We start from the raw sequence: 16,647 nt of genomic DNA, 5'->3' as shown, positions 1-16,647 counted from the left end.
AGGTCGATCCACACCATCTCGTGCCGCGGCGTCATGATCGAGCGCACCGACCGGTCGGCCAAGCGTAGCACGCCGTCGATCATCTCGCGCTCGGCCTCGACGAAGACGCCGGCCTCGGTGCCTTCGGCGATCATCGACTTCACCTCCTCCTCCGTCACCGTCTGGGCGGGGACGGCGGAGACGCCGAGCAGGCGCAGCACCAGCTCGGTCGAGCGCTGCAGCAGCCAGACGATCGGGGCACCGATGGCCGCGACCATCTGCATCGGCCTGGCGACGCGGGAGGCGATGGATTCGGCGTGGTTCAGCGCGATGCGCTTCGGCACCAGCTCGCCGACGATCAGCGAGAAATAGGTGATGGCGACCACGACCAGGGCGAAGGACAGCTCATCGGCCCACGCGGCCATCCCGGGGATGGTGACGAGCCAGTCGCGCAGCGGCACCGACAGGGTGGCGCCGCCGAAGGCACCGGCGAAGATGCCGATCAGGGTGATGCCGACCTGGACGGTGGACAGCAGGCGGTTCGGGTCCTCGGCGAGGGCAAGGGCGGCCCTGGCGCCGCGATGGCCCGAATCGGCCATATTCTGGAGACGCGCCCGGCGGGCAGAGACCAACGCCAGTTCCGACATTGCGAAAAAGGCGTTGAGCAGGATGAGAGCCACGACGATGACGAGTTCAACGATCATCGGCGGCCACTAGACGGAGGTTCGTCCGTCTCTTCGCTTCGGGAAGCAGGCATAATGCCGGTGAAATACCCGGTCAGGCCCGCTGCGTCCACCGTCATGGCCGTCACGGTTCGGCGGGACGGCTGTCCGCCGGATCGCTGGCGGTCCGGTCCGCCAAGCCTTCCCGGCCCTGCTCCGGCAGCGCCCAGCCGCCTGTATCCATCGCCGGCTCACATTTCGCATCGGCGGTACCTTGCGCCCTGCGACCGCCCGTCCCTTGCTCTATCCCCTCCAGGGGGATAGGTTCTATTCATGAGCCATGCCAACAATCCCGAGATCCTGGGCCGGCTGAAGCGGGCACAGGGGCATCTCGCCGCCACGCTGCGCATGGTCGAGGCCGGCGAGGACGGCCTCGCCATCGCCCAGCAGCTCCAGGCCGTCGTCAAGGCGGTGGAGAAGGCGAAGACCATGCTGATCCTCGACCATGTCGATCACTGCGTCGCCCATCTCTCCAACGGGGCGGTGGAGGGCCGGGAGGCCCGTCTCGCCTCTCTGCGCGAGATTACCAAATATCTGTAGAGGCCATCGAGACCATGTGCTGCCGCGTCGCCGTCGAACGGGTCTATCGCGAGCTCTGCGCCCGGGCCGAACCGCCGGAATGGGCCTTCGAAGCCGCGCTGACCCTGTACCGCCACAACCATCCGGAGGTGCCGGTCGCCGCGGCCACGCGCGAGGTCCGCGACTGGACCGGCCATCCGGCCCAGCTCCTGCTCCACTGACCCCCTGGAGGCGGCGATGCACAGCCATTCCATGGATTCCTGGCGGCACGACCACCTGTTCCTCGGCGCCGACCACGACCGCAACGAGCGCCGCACCCGCTGGGTGGTGGCGCTGACCGCGGCGATGATGGTGGTCGAGATCCTGGGCGGCCTCGCCTTCGGGTCGATGGCGCTGCTGGCCGATGGGCTGCACATGGCCACCCATGCCGGCGCGCTCGGCGTCGCCGCCTTGGCCTATGGCTATGCCCGCCGCCATGCCCGCGACCCGCGCTTCGCCTTCGGCACCGGCAAGCTGGGCGACCTCGCCGGCTTCGCCAGCGCCCTGGTGCTGGCGGTGGTGTCGATCGGGATCGGCTGGGAGTCGGTGGTTCGCCTGCTGAACCCGGTCGCCATCGCCTATGACGAAGCCATCGCTATCGCGGTCGTGGGCCTCGCCGTCAACATCGCCAGCGCCTGGCTGCTGCATGACGGCGACCATCACCACGGCCATGGGCACGATTACCATCATGGGCACGGCCACGACCACGATAGCGACCACGCGCATCACGCCCATGGTCATCACGACCGCGACCACAACCTCCGCGCCGCCTATTTCCACGTGCTGGCCGATGCGGTGACCTCGGTCGGCGCCATCCTCGGGCTTCTCGCCGGGCGCTTCTACGGCTGGGCCTGGATGGATGCGGTGATGGGCATCGTCGGCGGCATCATGATCGCCCGTTGGTCCTGGGGCCTGCTGCGCGATTCGGGGGCGGTGCTGCTCGACACCGTGCCGGATCCGGGCTTGGCCGAATCGATCCGCGGCCGGCTTGAGACCGGGGGCGACCGCATCGCCGACCTGCATCTCTGGCGCGTCGGCCCCGGCCATGCCGCGGCGATCGTGTCGCTGGTCAGCGACCGGCCGCTGCCGCCGGCCCAGTACAAGGCCCGGCTCGGCGGCCTGTCCGGCCTGTCGCATGTGACGGTCGAGGTGAACCGCTGCGAGCACCAGGCGGCGTGACGGCACCTGCGGCGGATTGCCGTGGCGCCTTCGGTCGGCTACCGGGCCATCCTGCGCCCGTCATGGCCGGACGATCCGGAGGATGAGGAACCCGATGCTGCGTCGCCTGCCGATCGTCGCCGCCGCTGCCGCCCTGGCGCTGACCGCGCCGCTCGCCCTGGCCCGGGCCGAGGTGGCGGCCGGGCAGGAGGCCGGTGCCGCCGGCCTGTCCGACCGGCTGGCGCTGACCGCCCTGGTGCAGTCGCTGCGCGCCGGGCTGGGCGCCACCGACAGCGCCACCCTGTTCCTGGAGGATTGGTGCGGCCGCTACGGCTTGGCGCCGGCGGCCAAGATCGTGGCGAAGCGCGTGCCGGGCGAGGTGGCGCTGACCGACCAGCAGCGGCAGGAGCTGGAGATCACCGATGCGGCCGAGCCGGTGGTGTATCGCCGGGTGCAGCTGGTCTGCGGCGACCAGGTGCTGTCCGAGGCCGACAACTGGTACCTGCCGAACCGGCTGACGCCGGAGATCAACGCGACGCTGACCGGGACCGAAACGCCCTTCGGCCGCGCCATCCGGCCGCTCGGCCCGTCGCGCCGCACCCTGTCCTCGACCGTGCAGTGGCAGGCGCTGCCGGAAGGGTGGGAGCGGATCCCGGCCGCGCAGCTGGCCGGCTGGGCCGCCGCGGCGCCGGCCCCGGCCTATGACCCGGCGGTCTCGCTGTTCGAGAACCGCGCCATCGTGCTGCGCCAGGACGGCAAGCCGATCTCCGAGGTGCGCGAGACCTACAAGATGCCGCTGATCGCCTTCCGCTTCCGCTGAAACGCAGAAGCCCGGCCGAAAGGCCGGGCTTCGCTTCGATCGGTCGACCGGGGCCTTGCCTTACTGGGCGTCGGCCGCGACCTGCAGCTTGACGATGGTGTCCGGGTTGGCCGGCGGCTCGCCGCGCTTGATCTTGTCGACGAACTCCATGCCCTCGACCACCTGGCCCCAGACGGTGTATTGGCCGTTCAGGAAGTCGCCATTGGCGAACATGATGAAGAACTGGCTGTCGGCGCTGTTCGGGCTCTGCGCCCGGGCCATGCCGACGGTGCCGCGCTTGAACGGCGTCTGGGTGAACTCGGCGTCGATCTTCTGGCCGGAGCCGCCCATGCCAGTGCCGGTCGGGTCGCCGGTCTGGGCCATGAAGCCCTCGATCACGCGGTGGAACTTGACGCCGTTGTAGAAGCCCTGGCGCACCAGCTCCTTGATCCGCTTGACGTGGTTCGGTGCCAAGTCGGGGCGCAGCTCGATCACCACCCGGCCATAGGTCAGGTCGAGATAGAGCGTGTTTTCGAGGTCGCGGGCCGAAGCCCCCTGGGTGATGGCCATGGCGAGGAGAAGACTCCCGAGAAGTTGGAAGAAACGCGTCATGCGCGGGGCGCTCCAGACGGGTCGCGAGAAGTGGCGAGACACAAGCACGTGTCGCGCTCCGGGGCAACCCGGTGCGGCACCAGGCCCGTGCGATCAGCAGCCGTCGGCGGTGTCCGGGCCGGCGTAGCTCCGGGTCAGCGGCAGGCCGTACTGCTTCAGCAGCGCCTTCTCGGCATGGCAGAATTTGGTGGTGGACTGCACCTGCTCGACCGGTTCGAACATGTCGCTGGTGGTGCCGACATCCTCGCCGGGGACCAGCCGGAAGACGGTGTAGTCGACCAGGCTCGGGCCGGGGATGCCCTCCTCGGGGTCGAAGCCGCGCTGGGCGACGAAGACGAAGGTGCCGGGCTGGCCGTCGATCTTGCCTCGGACGAAGCGCACGCTGCGCACCACATCCTCGCCGGTGTGCGGGTCGTCCCGGATGGTGTCCTCGAACCCGCCGCCGTCCTTGGTCAGGGTGTCGAAGCCCACCACCTCCGGCACGCCGCTGTTGCCCGCCATCAGCACCAGGTACAGGTCGTAGCCATGGGCGTTGCCGTTCTCGCGCCAGCCCAGGGTGACGATGGCGCTGCGCCCATCCGGCGCGAAGCGCTCGACCGTGTTCGGCCCCGGCTTCAGCGGGATCGGCGCCAGCTCGGTGAAGCGGTGCTTCGCCGGCTCCGCCGCCGCGGCCGGTCCGGCGGTGCCGAGGGCGAGGAAGGCGGCCAGCAGCAGGCGGAAGCTCATGATCGGTCTCGTGTGGAATCGATGGGGCGGATGATGGGCGGGCGAATGCGGCGCGGTCACGGCGCCGGGGGCAGCGGCAGGCGGCGGCTGTCCTTGATGGTGTCGAGCACGATGCGCGAGCGGATGGCGGAGACGCCGTCGATCCGCATCAGGCTGTCCATGATGAAGCGCGACAGGTCCTTCAGGTCCGGCGCGACCACCCGCAGTTCGTAATCGGCGTCACCCGTCACGGCGCAGCACTCGACGATCTCGGGGTGGCGCTGCACCGCCTCGCGGAAGGCCTCCGCCGTGAAGGCCCCGTGCTTCTCCAGCGTGATCGAGATGTAGGCGGCCACCGACAGGCCGATGCGGTCGGGGTCCAGCAGGGCAGCATAGCCGCGGATCACCCCGGCCTCCTCCAGCCGCTGCAGCCGCCGGGCGCATTGCGACGGCGACAGCAGCACCCGCTCGGCCAGCGCGATGTTGCTCATCCGGGCGTCGTCCTGCAGGGCCGCGAGGATCCGCCAGTCGAAGCCATCAAGCGTCTCCGTCGCCATCTCCGGGCATCCTCGCCGTGACCGATGCGCGAATCGCGCATGCCGGACCATACGCCCGGCCGCCGTGTCCGTCAGCCCGGTGGACAGGTCGGCGATGTTCCCCTTGGGTTCTCGTTTCGCCATGCCTACATGAACGGAAACGGGACGCGCCGGCCGGCGCCTCCCCTCCGCTCCCAAGGTCCTGCCATGCCCGGCTACGAAACCCGCTTCCTCCTCGACGCCTCGGCGCCGGGGACCGAGTCCTCGACCCCGACCGCCGCCTTGGCCGGGGCCGACGCGCTCGACGCCTATTCCCGCACCGTGATCGACGCCGTCCGCGCCGCGGCGCCTGCCGTGGTGCATCTGCGCGTCCTCGGCAAGGGGCCGGACGGCGCCATCGGGCCGCGCGGCAGCGGCTCCGGCGTCATCTTCACGCCGGACGGCTTCGTCCTGACCAACAGCCATGTGGTGAACGGGGCGACCAGCATCACCGCCACGCTCAGCGACGGCCGCAGCGTCGTCGCCTGGCCGGTGGGCGAGGACCCGGACACCGATCTGGCCGTGCTGCGCCTGCATGACAGCGTGCCGGGCTGGGCGCCGCTCGGCTCCTCCGCCGCGCTGCAGGTCGGCCAGCTGGTGGTCGCCATCGGCAACCCGCTGGGCTTCGAGGCGACGGTGACGGCCGGGGTGGTCAGCGCCCTCGGCCGGTCGCTGCGCGGCCAGTCCGGCCGGCTGATCGACGGCGTGCTGCAGACCGACGCGGCGCTGAACCCCGGCAACAGCGGCGGCCCGCTGGTCGACGCGCTCGGCCGGGTGGTCGGCATCAACACCGCGATGATCGCCGGCGCCCAGGGGCTGTGCTTCGCCATCGGCGCCGACACCGCCCTGGTGGTGGCGTCGGAGATCATCCGCCACGGCCGGGTGCGGCGCGCCTCGCTCGGCATCGCCGGCCAGACCATCCGGCTGCCGCGGCCGACCCAGCTGGCGCTGGGCCTGCCGGCCCCGGGCGGCGTGCGGGTGGCGGAGCTGCTGCCCGGCGGCGCCGGGGCCGCGGCTCTGCGCGCGGGCGACGTGATCCTGGCGGTGGACGGGCACCCGGTCGACGGCGTCGATGCGCTGCACCGGCTGCTCGGGGCCGAGCGGGTCGGCATCGCCACGGCGCTGCGCCTGCTGCGCGACCGCAAGGTGGTGGAGGTGTCGGTGACGCCGCGCGAGCGGGCGGGGTAATCCCGCCCGCAGCTCTACTGGACCTTGGTGGCCAGGCTGACGCCGTAGCCGAGGACGCCGCCGCCGGTCAGCGCCACCGCCGGCAGGTCGTGGGTCTCGATGTTCCCGAAGGTCTTCTCGCGGGTGTAGAAGCCGGCCATGGCGTATTGCGCGTCGTAGAACTCGCCCAGCCGCTTGGCATAGGCCAGCTGCTCCGGCCCGTCGGTCGGCTGCTTCGACTGCTCCTGGATGTAGCTGTGCAGCGCGACATTGACCTCGCGCTGCGAGGCGATGGCGGTGCCGGGATACAGCTTCACCCGCTCGGCCATGAAGCTGGCGGCCTGGGCCTCGGCTGAGTCGTTCTGCTTCGCCGAGACGCGCTTCAGCCCGTCCCAGGCGTCGGTCAGGTCCGGCCAGGCCATGCCGGCCTGGCGGTACAGGCTCTTGGCCTCGCCGGGGTTGCGGGCCTCGGCAGCCTTGGCCTGGGCCAGCAGGGCCTCGCCGCGGCTGCGGTCGAAGCCGTCTTCGCCCTGGACGGCGCCGCTCTGCAGCACCGTGGGCGGCAGCGCCGGCTGGTGCGGCTCGGCAGCGCAGGCGGCGAGGGCGAACAGGGCCAGCGGGGTGAGAAGGCGCGGATGCATGGCCCATCCTTTAGCGCAAAGCAGCCCGCGCCGCCATCGCGGGCCGTCATGGCGGCCTGTGCTAGAATGCAGCTCCGGCCTGCCTGGAGGGTGTGGATGAGCCTCGCGATCCCGATCCTGCTGCTTCTGCTCTTCGGCATCTTCGTCTATCGCGTCCTGGCACCGGCTCGTCCGCGTGCCAGGGCGGTCGGGACGGACACCACCACGGCTCCGTTCTGGTCCGACGGCGGTGCCTCGACCGCAGGCTGGGCCGGGGAGGGTTTAACCAGCTGCAGCAGCGATTCGGGCGGATCCGACGGCGGCAGCTGCGGTGGTGATTCGGGAGGCGGCGGGGGCGGCGACTGATCAGCCGCCGCGCGGCTTCAGCCCGCAGCCGCGCAGGATCAGCCCGGTGACGTGGCGGCTGGCGACCAGGAAGACGTCGTCATCCATCACCTCGCGCCCCAGCACGGCCCGGATCTGGGCCTCGAAATCGGCATAGGTCTGGGTCGCGGCCCATAGGGTGAAGACCAGGTGCCGCGGGTCCACCGGCGCCATCCGGCCGGCGGCGATCCAGCCCTCGATCACCCGGGCCTTCTCGTCGATCGTCCGCTTCAGCTTGCCGGACAGGTAGTCGGCGACCTGCGGCGCGCCATGGATGATCTCGTTGGCGAAGACCTTCGACGCCAGCGGCCGGGTGCGGGACCAGCGCATCTTGTCGCGGATATAGGCCGTCAGCGCCTCGGCCGGGTCGCGCTCCGGCACCAGATGGTCGAAGGCGTCGACCCAGAGGTCGAGGATGCGGGACAGCACGGCGCGGTACAGCGCCTCCTTGGTGCCGAAATAATAGTGGACATTGGCCTTGGGCAGGCTGGCGCGCTCGGCGATGCCCTGCATGGTGGCGCCGGAGAAGCCGGCCTCGGCGAACACGCCCTCGGCGGCGTCCAGGATCTGCGCCTCGCGGGCCCGGCGCAGGCGGCCGCCCGAGCCGGAGCCCGGCCGTGGTCCCAGGATGGTGCCGGCGTCGTCGTCCGGCGGGTCCAGCGTCTCGGCATCGGTCATGCCGGCATCATCGGCCGGATGGCCGGCCCCGTCGATAGGCTAGCGGCCTGGCGCCGGCTCCGCGGCCCGCGGCCGGACCGGCGGGCGCGCCTCGGCCTCGCCCCGCCCGGCCAGGGCGATGCCGGCGACGATGAACACACTGCCGGTCAGCGCAGCGGCCTGCGGCACCTGGCCCAGGATCGGCCAGGCCAGCAGCGTCGCCACCACCGGCTGGCCATAGCCGGCGATGGCGGAGAAGCCGGCGTCGAGCGTGCGCAGCGCCTTGGCGATCAGGATCTGGGCGGCGAAGCCGATCAGCGCCTGGGCCGCCAGGTTCAGCCAGCCGGATGCCTCCTGCGGCAGGATCCGGTCCTGCAGCAGCGCCACCGGCAGGGCGCCCAGCGCGGCGCCGACCAGGGTCCAGAAGGTGACGGTGGCGGCGCTCTGCCGCCGGCACAGCGCCGCCGAGATCAGGAAGCAGACGGCGTAGAACAGGGCGGCCAGCAGCGCCATGCCGTTGCCCAGCAGGTCGCCGCCGGCGGCGCCGCGAGCCCCGGCCAGCACGGCGATGCCCAGGAAGGCGACCAAGCCGCCGCCGACCACCCGCCCGTCCGGCCGGCGCCGCCGCCACAGCGCCGGCAGCAGCGCCACCAGCAGCGGATAGATCATCACCAGCAGCGTCGCCTCCATGACGCTGGTGCGCACGATCGAGGCGTTCCACAGCACCAGGTCGGCGGCCAGCATCACCCCGGCCAGCAGGGCCAGGCCGATGTCCCGCGCCGGCATGCCGGGTGACCGCCAGGCCACGATCGCCGCCGGGATGCAGCTCAGGGTCAGGCGCCAGAAGGCGGTGGCGGCAGGATCGACCGGGCTCAGGCGGATCAGGATCGGACCGATCCCCGACAGGCCGACGCCGGCATAGAGCCGGCCAAGGGCGTTCCAGCGCATCGTAACCATCTTTCTGGTGTTTGCTGGTAACGATATAGGTCTCGTTGAAACCCGTCAAAGGGGCTACACTGGTTTCATGTCCTCTGAGCAGCCCTCTCCGTCCGAGCCGCAGCTGGTCGGCGGCTTCGCCTGCCTGGACTTCTGCAACACCCTGTCCGGCTGGGGCGGGCCCGGGCCGCGGGAGCGGGCCGGCGATCCCGCGGCGCTGGCCGCCTGGTGCGGGCATGTCTTCGGGCAGACGCCCCGGATCGACCAGGAGGACTGGTCGCGGCTGATCCGGCTTCGCGAAGTGCTGCACGCGGTGCTCGACGCCGTCGCGGTCCAGGCCGAGCCGCCTGCCGAAGCCGTGGCCGAGCTGCAGCAGGAGGTGGCGGAGGCGGCGTCCCTCCGCCGGCTGACCGTTACCGCCGCCGGCGGCACTTGGCAGGACGCGCCGCCCGTGGACGGGGCGGCGGTGCGGCATCGGCTGGCGATGGACGCGCTCGACCTGCTGCTCCGCGGCGAGCCGGGCCGGCTGAAGCGCTGCGCCGGCCATGATTGCGCCTGGCTGTTCTATGACCGCAGCAAGAATGCCAGCCGCCGCTGGTGCCTGATGGCCGATTGCGGCACGGCGGACAAGGTCCGCCGCTTCCGCCAGCGGCAGCGGTCCGAGGCCTGACGCCTGGCCTCACCCCACGCGGCGGTACAGGCCGGGATAGTCCAGCACCAGCTCATTGGCGTCGGTGCTGATCTCGGCGGTGAAGCCGCTGCCGTCCAGCGATTCGAAGCGCCAGCGCCGCAGGGCGAGGTGGGTGTAGCGCTGCGATGTCGCGAAGGGCACGAGGTCCGGCAGCGGCAGATAGGCCACCCGGATCTCGGCTGATTCGCCGGGCTCCAGCCCCAGCCGGCGGATCGGCAGCGTGTTGGTGAAGGGCGTCGCCACCAGGTCGATATCGATGCAGCCGTCCAGCTGCGGCAGCGGCGTGCCGTCGCCGGTGGTCCAGGCGCCGCCGCCATCGGCGATCAGCCGCAGCCGCCGGTCCCCCGCATGGTCGGTCATCGCCACCGACCGCACCCGCCATTCGCTGTCCATTACCATGGTGTAGCTCAGGGCCCACTCCACGCCCCCGGGGCCGTGATCGGCATCACCGCCGATCACCACGCTGTCGGCCTGGATCCAGGCGCCGCTGCGGTGCAGCCGCAGATGCTCCAGGCCGGTGCCTTGGGCCGGAGCCCATCGGACATGTCGGTCCATGCGCGGTCTCCCGTGCGCTGCCATTATCGTTCCTGAAATGTTCCTAGCATGATTCGCGGCGCGAAACAAACGCAACTGATAGTGACTCTCAATTGAAAATAGAGTTGACCATTTGGTCAGGTTCTCGATACCGTTTCGTTTCAGGAGAGGCGGGGCCGCGGGCGAGAACCGGGAGAATCCGGGCGCGGCGCCAGGCATGACGGCCGGGATCGACGGGCAAGGGGCCTGCCGGATCGGCCATCGGAGGCTGGGAATGACGACGGGATCCGACATCGCGGCCGGGCGCCTGGGGGCCGGGCGCCTCGCCGAGGACTTCGCGGAGATCCATCCGCCGCTCGACCGCCGCACCGCGCTGATCGAATCCAGCCGCTGCTATTTCTGCTACGACGCACCCTGCATCGAGGCCTGCCCGACCGGGATCGACATCCCGGCCTTCATCAAGGGCATCGCCACCGACAATGTGAAGGGCGCGGCGCAGACCATCCTGACGGCCAACATCATGGGCGGCATGTGCGCCCGGGTCTGCCCGGTCGAGGAGCTGTGCGAAGACGCCTGCGTCCGCAACCACCAGGAGGAGAAGCCGGTGGCGATCAGCGCCCTGCAGCGCTACGCCACCGACTATGTCTTCCTGCGCAACGAGCAGCTGTTCAGCCGCGCGCCGTCGACCGGCAGGCGCGTCGCCGTGGTCGGTGCCGGCCCGGCTGGCCTGGCCTGCGCCCATCGCCTCGCCGTGCTGGGCCATGACGTGGTGGTGTTCGAGGCCAAGGCGAGGGGCGGCGGGCTGAACGAATATGGCCTCGCCGCCTACAAGATGGCGGACGGCTTCGCCCAGGCCGAGCTGGCCTATATCCTGGAGATCGGCGGCATCGAGATTCGCACCGGCCTGGCGCTGGGCCGAGACGTTTCCCTGAGCGAGCTGCGCCGAGACTACGACGCCGTGTTCCTCGGCCTCGGCCACAACGCCGTCAACGCGCTGGGCTGCGAGGGCGAGGCCCTGGCGGGGGTGGAGAGCGCGGTCGACTTCATCGCCCGGCTGCGCCAGGCCGCGGACAAGGGAGCGGTTCCGGTCGGCCGCCGCGTGGTGGTGATCGGCGGCGGCAACACCGCGATCGACGCCGCCACCCAGGCCAAGCGGCTGGGGGCGGAGGAGGTGACGCTGGTCTATCGCCGCGGCGCCGAGCAGATGACGGCAACCTGGAAGGAGCAGGACTGGACCCAGGTCAACGGCGTCATCGTCCGGCACTGGGCCCAGCCGCGCCGCATCCTGGGCTGGCCGGCCAACGGCACGGCTGCGTCGGTGAAGGAGGTCGAGTTCGAGCACACCCAGCTCGACGGCCAGGGCCGGCTGACCGGCACCGGCGACCGCTTCACCCTGCTGGCCGACCAGGTCTTCACCGCCATCGGCCAGTACCTCGTGCCCTCCGCCTTCGCGAATGAGGCGGAGACGCTGGACATGGCCGGCAACCGCATCGCCGTGAACGAGGAGCGGCAGACCTCGCTGTCCGGCGTCTGGGCCGGCGGCGACTGCGTGCCGGGCCAGGACCTGACCGTCAGCGCCGTGCAGGACGGCAAGCTGGCGGCGCTGTCGATCGACCGGGCGCTGCGGCGCTGAATGTGCTACATAAGTAGTGCATTCAGGAGATTGAGGCCATGAGTGACGGCTCCAGCACCATCATCACCCTGCGCGAGGCCAATCAGGGTTTCGCCGAGATGATCCGGGCGGTCGAATCCGGCCAGGAATTCATCATCACCCGCCGCGGCGAGCCGGTGGCCCGGGTGGTGCCCGTGTCGCGCCGGCGCGTCCTGACCCCGTCCCAGCAGGCGGCGCTGGAGCGGACCCGCGAACTGGCGGCCCGCGGGTTCGATCTCGGCGGCTGGCCGGGCCGCGACGCGATCTACGAGGATCGCATGGACGAGCTGGCTCGCAGGCGCGGCGAGAAATGAGCCATCGCTTCTCCCTCGACGCCAACGTCCTGTTCTACGCCATTGACGGGGCCGACCCGATGAAACAGGGCCGCGCGCTCGATCTGGTCGGGCGCTCGGCAACGGTCGATTGCGTCGTCGCGCTGCAAGCGCTGGGCGAGTTCTTCCATTCTGCGTCGCGGCGACGGCTGCGGGAGAAGTCTCTGCTGTCCGCCCAGACGCAAAGATGGTCGGAGCTGTTCCCGATCGTCGCGTCGACGCCGAAGCTGCTGCCCCAGGCGCTGCAGCTGGCCGAGCAGGGACAGGTGTCGTTCTGGGACGCGATGTTGGTGGCGACCGTGGCCGAAGCCGGCTGCACCACGCTGCTGAGCGAAGACATGGCGGACGGTGTGGCGCTGGGCGGCGTCACGGTACGCAACCCGTTCCGGGGCGACCGGCTGCCGGACGAGATCGAGGCGCTGTTGACGGTTTGACCCGGCCGGCGCCGCCGGTCGGACGAGAAAGCGGCCGCAGAGCCGCCGGATGTAATTTCGTAGGTGGCCCGGTTTGGCCGGGCCACGGGCAGGAGGCTTCAATGGCCGATCTGAGCAACGACTTCCTGGGGATCCGCTCCCCGAACCCATACTGGCTGGCCTCGGCACCGCCGACGGACAAGGAATACAACGTCGTCCGCGCTTTCCGCGCCGGCTGGGGCGGGGTGGTGTGGAAGACGCTGGGCGAGGACCCGCCGGTGGTCAACGTTTCCTCCCGCTACGGCGCGGTCAGCTACAACGGCACCCGGGTCGCCGGCCTCAACAACATCGAGCTGATCACCGACCGGCCGCTGGACGTCAATCTGCGCGAGATCAAGCAGGTCAAGCGCGACTGGCCGGACCGGGCGATGATCGTGTCGCTGATGGTGCCCTGCGAGGAAGCGAGCTGGAAGGCGATCCTGCCGCTGGTCGAGGACACCGGCGCCGACGGGATCGAGCTGAACTTCGGCTGCCCGCACGGCATGTCGGAGCGCGGCATGGGCTCCGCCGTCGGCCAGGTGCCGGAATATGTCGAGATGGTCACCCGCTGGTGCAAGCAGCACTCGCGCATGCCGGTGATCGTCAAGCTGACGCCGAACATCACCAATGTGCTGGCGCCGGCGCGGGCGGCCAAGCGCGGCGGCGCCGACGCGGTGTCGCTGATCAACACCATCCAGTCGATCGTGTCGATCGACCTCGACCTGATGGCGCCGACGCCGACGGTTGACGGCCTCGGCACCCATGGCGGCTATTGCGGCCCGGCGGTGAAACCGATCGCGCTGCGCATGGTCGGCCAGATCGCGCGCGACCCGGAATGCCGGGGCATGGCGATCTCGGCGATCGGCGGCGTGTCGACCTGGCGCGACGCGGCGGAGTTCATGGCGCTGGGCGCCACCAACGTCCAGGTCTGCACCGCGGCGATGACCCATGGCTTCAAGATCGTCGAGGACATGGCGTCCGGCCTGGCCAACTGGATGGACGGCAAGGGCTATGCCGACACCCGCGCCTTCCAGGGGTTGGCTGTGCCGAACTTCGTCGAGTGGCAGGACCTGAACATCAACTTCAAGTCGGTCGCCAACATCAACCAGGACGCCTGCATCCAGTGCGGCAAGTGCTACATCGCCTGCGAGGACACCTCGCACCAGTCGATCTTCAAGCTGCGCACGCCGGAGGGCGCGCGGCGCTACGAGATCAATGAGGCGGAGTGCGTCGGCTGCAACCTGTGCATGCATGTCTGCCCGGTCGACAACTGCATCACCATGCAGACGGTCGACACCGGCCGGCCCTATCTGAACTGGCAGCACCATCCCAACAATCCGATGCGCAAGGACGCCGCCGAATAACCCCTTACTTTGATGCAATTTGGCATCGTCGGCTCGGGGACGATCGGTCATGATGGCGCCCTTCCGATCATCCGATACGAAAAGAAGCGAGGGGTACAATGGCTGTCATGCGACGCGCGGTGCTGGTGGGGATCATGGCCGCGGCGCTCGCCGGATGCGCCGGCAGCAAGGTGCCGGCATCCGGACCTGTGGCGGAAGCCAAGATCGACGATTTCGCCGGCTCCTGGATCGGGGCGAGCCAGGAGGAGGTGCAGCGGGCCTCGGCGGTGATCGTCGAGCCGCGGACCGATGGCGGCTTCCGGCTGTTCTGGCGCAACGTCCAGGCCGGCGACGGCAAGGACGGGCTGGAGTTCCGGGAGCGTGAGCTCAGCTTCCAGCCCTCGACCCGGCCGAACTTCTGGACCGCAACGGTTCCGGCCGACCGCGCCTACGCCACCGCCAGCCTGGCCGGCCCGACCCTGACGGTCGAGGTTGTGGGCACCACCAAGGAAGGCAAGGTCGAGCGCCAGCTCTACCGCCGCACCCTGGTCGACGCGACCCATCTGAAGCTGGCCTATACCCGCGAGGTGGCGGGCCAGCCGGCCTCGACCATCGAGGGCGATTTCATCCGCAAGCCGGCCTGATCAGGGGCCAAGCCCCCGGATGTGACCTCAAGGACGTGTAAACGATGCAGCCAAATATCCAGATCGACCCGCAGCGCCTCTGGGACGCGATCATGGAGACCGCCGAGTTCGGCCGCACCCCGAAGGGCGGGGTCAAGCGCCTGACCCTGACCGACCTGGACAAGCAGGTGCGGGACTGGTTCAGGACGCAGTGCGAGGCGGTCGGCTGCACCGTCACCGTCGACGAGGTCGGCAACATGTTCGCCCGCCGGCCGGGCCGGGACAATACGCTGCCGCCGATCTGCGTCGGCAGCCATCTCGACACCCAGCCGACGGGCGGCAAGTTCGACGGCATCCTCGGCGTGCTGTCGGGGCTGGAGCTGCTGCGCACGCTGCATGACACCGGCTACGAGACCAACGCGCCGATCGAGGTCATCAACTGGACCAATGAGGAAGGCTCCCGCTTCGCCCCGGCGATGCTGGCTTCCGGCGTGTTCGCGGGGGTGTTCACCAAGGAATACGCCTACAGCCGCGAGGATCGCGAGGGCCACCGCTTCGAGGACGAGCTGGACCGGATCGGCTATCGCGGCGCGGAGCCGGTCGGCCAGCGCAAGCTGGGCGCCCATTTCGAGCTGCATATCGAGCAGGGGCCGATCCTGGAGGCCGAAGAGAAGGTGATCGGCGTCGTCACCGGCGTGCAGGGCATGCGCTGGTACGAGGTGACGGTGACCGGCCGCGAGAGCCATGCCGGCTCGACCCCGATGCGGCTGCGCCGTGACGCGCTGCGCGGCGCCGCCCGGATGATCGAGGCGGTGATCGCGGTCGGCGACGCCACCGCCGATGCGGTCGCCACGGTCGGCCTTGTCGAGGTGCGGCCGAACAGCCGCAACGTCATCCCGGGCGAGGTGTTCTTCACCATCGACTACCGCCATCCCGACGATGCGAAGATCGGGGTGATGGAGACGGCGGCGCGGGAGGCGATCCACCGGATCGCGGCCGAGCTGAAGCTCGAGGTCAAGTTCGAGGCGATCTGGGATTCGCCGGCGGTGCGGTTCGACCCGGCCTGCATCGACGCGGTCGAGGCGGCGGCCCAGGCCAACGGTTTCAGCCATCGCCGCATCGTCTCCGGCCCCGGCCATGACTCGGCCTATATCGCCCGGGTGGCGCCGACCGCGATGATCTTCGTGCCGTGCCGCGAGGGCATCAGCCACAATGAGGAGGAGAGCATCGAGTTCGACCACGCCGCCGCCGGGGCCAATGTGCTGCTGCGCGCCGTGCTCGACTACGACCGCTCGCTCGAACAGAAGGCAGGCTGAGGCATGGCGGTGTCGGCGGTCATGCCAGAGCAGCTCTCGCAGACGGCGTCCGCCGCACCACCGGTGGTCGAAGCCCGCCGCCTCGGCTTGACCTTCCAGACCGCCGACGCGCCGGTGGTGGCGCTGCAGGATGTCGACCTCACCATCGGCGAGGGCGAGTTCGTGTCGCTGATCGGCCCGTCCGGCTGCGGCAAGACCACGCTGATGCGGGTGGTGGCCGATCTGGTGCGGCCGACCGCCGGCTCCGTGACCGTCAACGGGCTGACGCCGGAGCAGGCGCGGCTGGCCCGCGCCTATGGCTATGTGTTTCAGGCGCCGGCGCTTTATCCCTGGCGCAATGTCCGCCGCAATGTCGAGCTGCCGCTCGAGATCATGGGCGTGCCGGCGGCGGAGCGGCAGGAGCGGGCGCGGGCCGCGCTCGGCACCGTCGGCCTCGGCCAGTTCGAGAAGAAGTTTCCCTGGCAGCTGTCCGGCGGCATGCAGCAGCGGGTGTCGATCGCCCGCGCCCTCGGCTTCCAGCCGAAGCTGCTGCTGATGGACGAGCCGTTCGGCGCGCTCGACGAGATCACCCGCGACAACCTCAACGTCCATCTGCTGGACCTGTGGAACCGGACGAACCTGACGGTCATTTTCGTCACCCATTCGATCCCGGAGGCGGTGTTCCTGTCCTCCAAGATCGTGGTGATGTCGCCGCGGCCGGGCCGGATCCTCGACGTGATCGACAGCGACCTGCCGCGCCAGCGCGACCTCGACATCCGCGAGACGCCGGAATTCCTCGCCATCGCCCAGCAGGTCCGCGAAGGCCTGCGCGCCGGGCACTCCTACGAGTGAGG

General features: G+C 70.3%; 22 protein-coding genes. 14 read left to right on the top strand and 8 right to left on the bottom strand.

Going from position 1 to position 16,647, the window contains the following annotated elements:
* Window positions 1-626, bottom strand: a 626-nt coding sequence (locus ABDW35_RS04215) for a CNNM domain-containing protein (RefSeq protein WP_343712598.1), incomplete at its 3' end; no start/stop codon positions are given.
* Between the two features lie 348 nt (window positions 627-974).
* Between ABDW35_RS04215 and ABDW35_RS04210 the strand changes: the two genes are divergently transcribed.
* The 4 genes from ABDW35_RS04210 to ABDW35_RS04195 all read left to right on the top strand — a co-directional run bounded on the left by ABDW35_RS04210 (window position 975) and on the right by ABDW35_RS04195 (window position 3,237).
* Window positions 975-1,241 carry a metal-sensing transcriptional repressor gene (locus ABDW35_RS04210; protein ID WP_343712597.1) on the top strand — a complete coding sequence of 89 codons (267 nt, stop codon included), beginning with the start codon at window positions 975-977 and terminating at the stop codon, window positions 1,239-1,241.
* A gap of 14 nt (window positions 1,242-1,255) precedes the next feature.
* Entirely contained in the window at window positions 1,256-1,441 is a 186-nt protein-coding gene (locus tag ABDW35_RS04205; RefSeq protein WP_343712596.1) for a hypothetical protein, read from the top strand.
* 16 nt (window positions 1,442-1,457) lie between these two features.
* On the top strand, window positions 1,458-2,438 hold the full coding sequence (gene dmeF, locus ABDW35_RS04200; RefSeq protein ID WP_343712595.1) for a CDF family Co(II)/Ni(II) efflux transporter DmeF: 981 nt from the start codon (window positions 1,458-1,460) through the stop codon (window positions 2,436-2,438).
* Window positions 2,439-2,532: 94 nt separating this feature from the next.
* On the top strand, window positions 2,533-3,237 hold the full coding sequence (locus ABDW35_RS04195) for a hypothetical protein (protein ID WP_343712594.1): 705 nt from the start codon (window positions 2,533-2,535) through the stop codon (window positions 3,235-3,237).
* 60 nt (window positions 3,238-3,297) lie between these two features.
* Here the strand turns inward: ABDW35_RS04195 and ABDW35_RS04190 are convergent, their stop codons facing one another.
* The 3 genes from ABDW35_RS04190 to ABDW35_RS04180 all read right to left on the bottom strand — a co-directional run bounded on the left by ABDW35_RS04190 (window position 3,298) and on the right by ABDW35_RS04180 (window position 5,090).
* A complete protein-coding gene (locus ABDW35_RS04190) occupies window positions 3,298-3,786 on the bottom strand; it encodes a peptidylprolyl isomerase (RefSeq protein WP_343712593.1) in 489 nt (162 codons plus the stop codon).
* Between the two features lie 135 nt (window positions 3,787-3,921).
* A complete protein-coding gene (locus ABDW35_RS04185) occupies window positions 3,922-4,554 on the bottom strand; it encodes a hypothetical protein (RefSeq protein ID WP_343712592.1) in 633 nt (210 codons plus the stop codon).
* A gap of 56 nt (window positions 4,555-4,610) precedes the next feature.
* Complete coding sequence (locus ABDW35_RS04180) at window positions 4,611-5,090, bottom strand: Lrp/AsnC family transcriptional regulator (RefSeq protein WP_034847812.1); 480 nt, start codon at window positions 5,088-5,090, stop codon at window positions 4,611-4,613.
* Between the two features lie 186 nt (window positions 5,091-5,276).
* Between ABDW35_RS04180 and ABDW35_RS04175 the strand changes: the two genes are divergently transcribed.
* Window positions 5,277-6,296, top strand: coding sequence for a trypsin-like peptidase domain-containing protein (locus tag ABDW35_RS04175; RefSeq protein ID WP_343712591.1), 1,020 nt, complete (start codon window positions 5,277-5,279; stop codon window positions 6,294-6,296).
* A gap of 14 nt (window positions 6,297-6,310) precedes the next feature.
* Here the strand turns inward: ABDW35_RS04175 and ABDW35_RS04170 are convergent, their stop codons facing one another.
* On the bottom strand, window positions 6,311-6,916 hold the full coding sequence (locus ABDW35_RS04170) for a hypothetical protein (protein ID WP_343712590.1): 606 nt from the start codon (window positions 6,914-6,916) through the stop codon (window positions 6,311-6,313).
* A 96-nt stretch (window positions 6,917-7,012) separates the two neighbouring features.
* Here ABDW35_RS04170 and ABDW35_RS04165 point away from each other — a divergent pair, with 96 nt between their 5' ends.
* Window positions 7,013-7,261, top strand: a complete 249-nt coding sequence (locus tag ABDW35_RS04165) for a hypothetical protein (protein WP_343712589.1) — start codon at window positions 7,013-7,015, stop codon at window positions 7,259-7,261.
* On the opposite strand, the gene ABDW35_RS04160 is transcribed toward ABDW35_RS04165, so the two are convergent.
* Window positions 7,262-7,957, bottom strand: coding sequence for a TetR/AcrR family transcriptional regulator (locus ABDW35_RS04160; protein WP_343712588.1), 696 nt, complete (start codon window positions 7,955-7,957; stop codon window positions 7,262-7,264).
* A 39-nt stretch (window positions 7,958-7,996) separates the two neighbouring features.
* Window positions 7,997-8,884, bottom strand: coding sequence for a DMT family transporter (locus tag ABDW35_RS04155; protein WP_343712587.1), 888 nt, complete (start codon window positions 8,882-8,884; stop codon window positions 7,997-7,999).
* Window positions 8,885-8,960: 76 nt separating this feature from the next.
* On the opposite strand from ABDW35_RS04155, the gene ABDW35_RS04150 reads away from it, so the two are divergent.
* On the top strand, window positions 8,961-9,542 hold the full coding sequence (locus tag ABDW35_RS04150; RefSeq protein ID WP_343712586.1) for a CGNR zinc finger domain-containing protein: 582 nt from the start codon (window positions 8,961-8,963) through the stop codon (window positions 9,540-9,542).
* Between the two features lie 9 nt (window positions 9,543-9,551).
* Here ABDW35_RS04150 and ABDW35_RS04145 read toward each other — a convergent pair whose 3' ends face one another.
* On the bottom strand, window positions 9,552-10,118 hold the full coding sequence (locus ABDW35_RS04145) for a putative glycolipid-binding domain-containing protein (protein ID WP_343712585.1): 567 nt from the start codon (window positions 10,116-10,118) through the stop codon (window positions 9,552-9,554).
* Between the two features lie 253 nt (window positions 10,119-10,371).
* Between ABDW35_RS04145 and ABDW35_RS04140 the strand changes: the two genes are divergently transcribed.
* The 7 genes from ABDW35_RS04140 (at window position 10,372) to ABDW35_RS04110 (ending at window position 16,645) form a co-directional block, all read left to right on the top strand.
* The gene (locus ABDW35_RS04140; protein WP_343712584.1) at window positions 10,372-11,730 is read left to right on the top strand and encodes an NAD(P)-dependent oxidoreductase; all 1,359 of its coding nucleotides are present in this window, start codon (window positions 10,372-10,374) and stop codon (window positions 11,728-11,730) included.
* A 38-nt stretch (window positions 11,731-11,768) separates the two neighbouring features.
* On the top strand, window positions 11,769-12,062 hold the full coding sequence (locus tag ABDW35_RS04135; RefSeq protein WP_343712583.1) for a type II toxin-antitoxin system prevent-host-death family antitoxin: 294 nt from the start codon (window positions 11,769-11,771) through the stop codon (window positions 12,060-12,062).
* Complete coding sequence (locus tag ABDW35_RS04130; protein ID WP_343712582.1) at window positions 12,059-12,514, top strand: PIN domain-containing protein; 456 nt, start codon at window positions 12,059-12,061, stop codon at window positions 12,512-12,514. The genes ABDW35_RS04135 and ABDW35_RS04130 overlap by 4 nt, the downstream gene beginning before the upstream one ends.
* Before the next feature lie 101 nt (window positions 12,515-12,615).
* Window positions 12,616-13,896 (top strand): NAD-dependent dihydropyrimidine dehydrogenase subunit PreA, encoded by a 1,281-nt coding sequence (preA, locus tag ABDW35_RS04125; RefSeq protein ID WP_343712581.1) that lies wholly within the window; start codon window positions 12,616-12,618, stop codon window positions 13,894-13,896.
* A 98-nt stretch (window positions 13,897-13,994) separates the two neighbouring features.
* On the top strand, window positions 13,995-14,519 hold the full coding sequence (locus ABDW35_RS04120) for a hypothetical protein (RefSeq protein WP_343712580.1): 525 nt from the start codon (window positions 13,995-13,997) through the stop codon (window positions 14,517-14,519).
* A 44-nt stretch (window positions 14,520-14,563) separates the two neighbouring features.
* Window positions 14,564-15,814 (top strand): Zn-dependent hydrolase, encoded by a 1,251-nt coding sequence (locus tag ABDW35_RS04115; protein ID WP_343712579.1) that lies wholly within the window; start codon window positions 14,564-14,566, stop codon window positions 15,812-15,814.
* Between the two features lie 3 nt (window positions 15,815-15,817).
* A complete protein-coding gene (locus tag ABDW35_RS04110; RefSeq protein WP_343712578.1) occupies window positions 15,818-16,645 on the top strand; it encodes an ABC transporter ATP-binding protein in 828 nt (275 codons plus the stop codon).
* Window positions 16,646-16,647 lie beyond the last annotated feature (2 nt).

Origin of the sequence: Inquilinus sp., assembly GCF_039594555.1 — a bacterium.
In the GTDB taxonomy this organism is placed as follows: Bacteria; Pseudomonadota; Alphaproteobacteria; order DSM-16000; family Inquilinaceae; genus Inquilinus.
The sequence above is the reverse complement of the archived record's forward strand: the minus strand, read 5'-3'. Positions and strand labels throughout refer to the sequence as shown.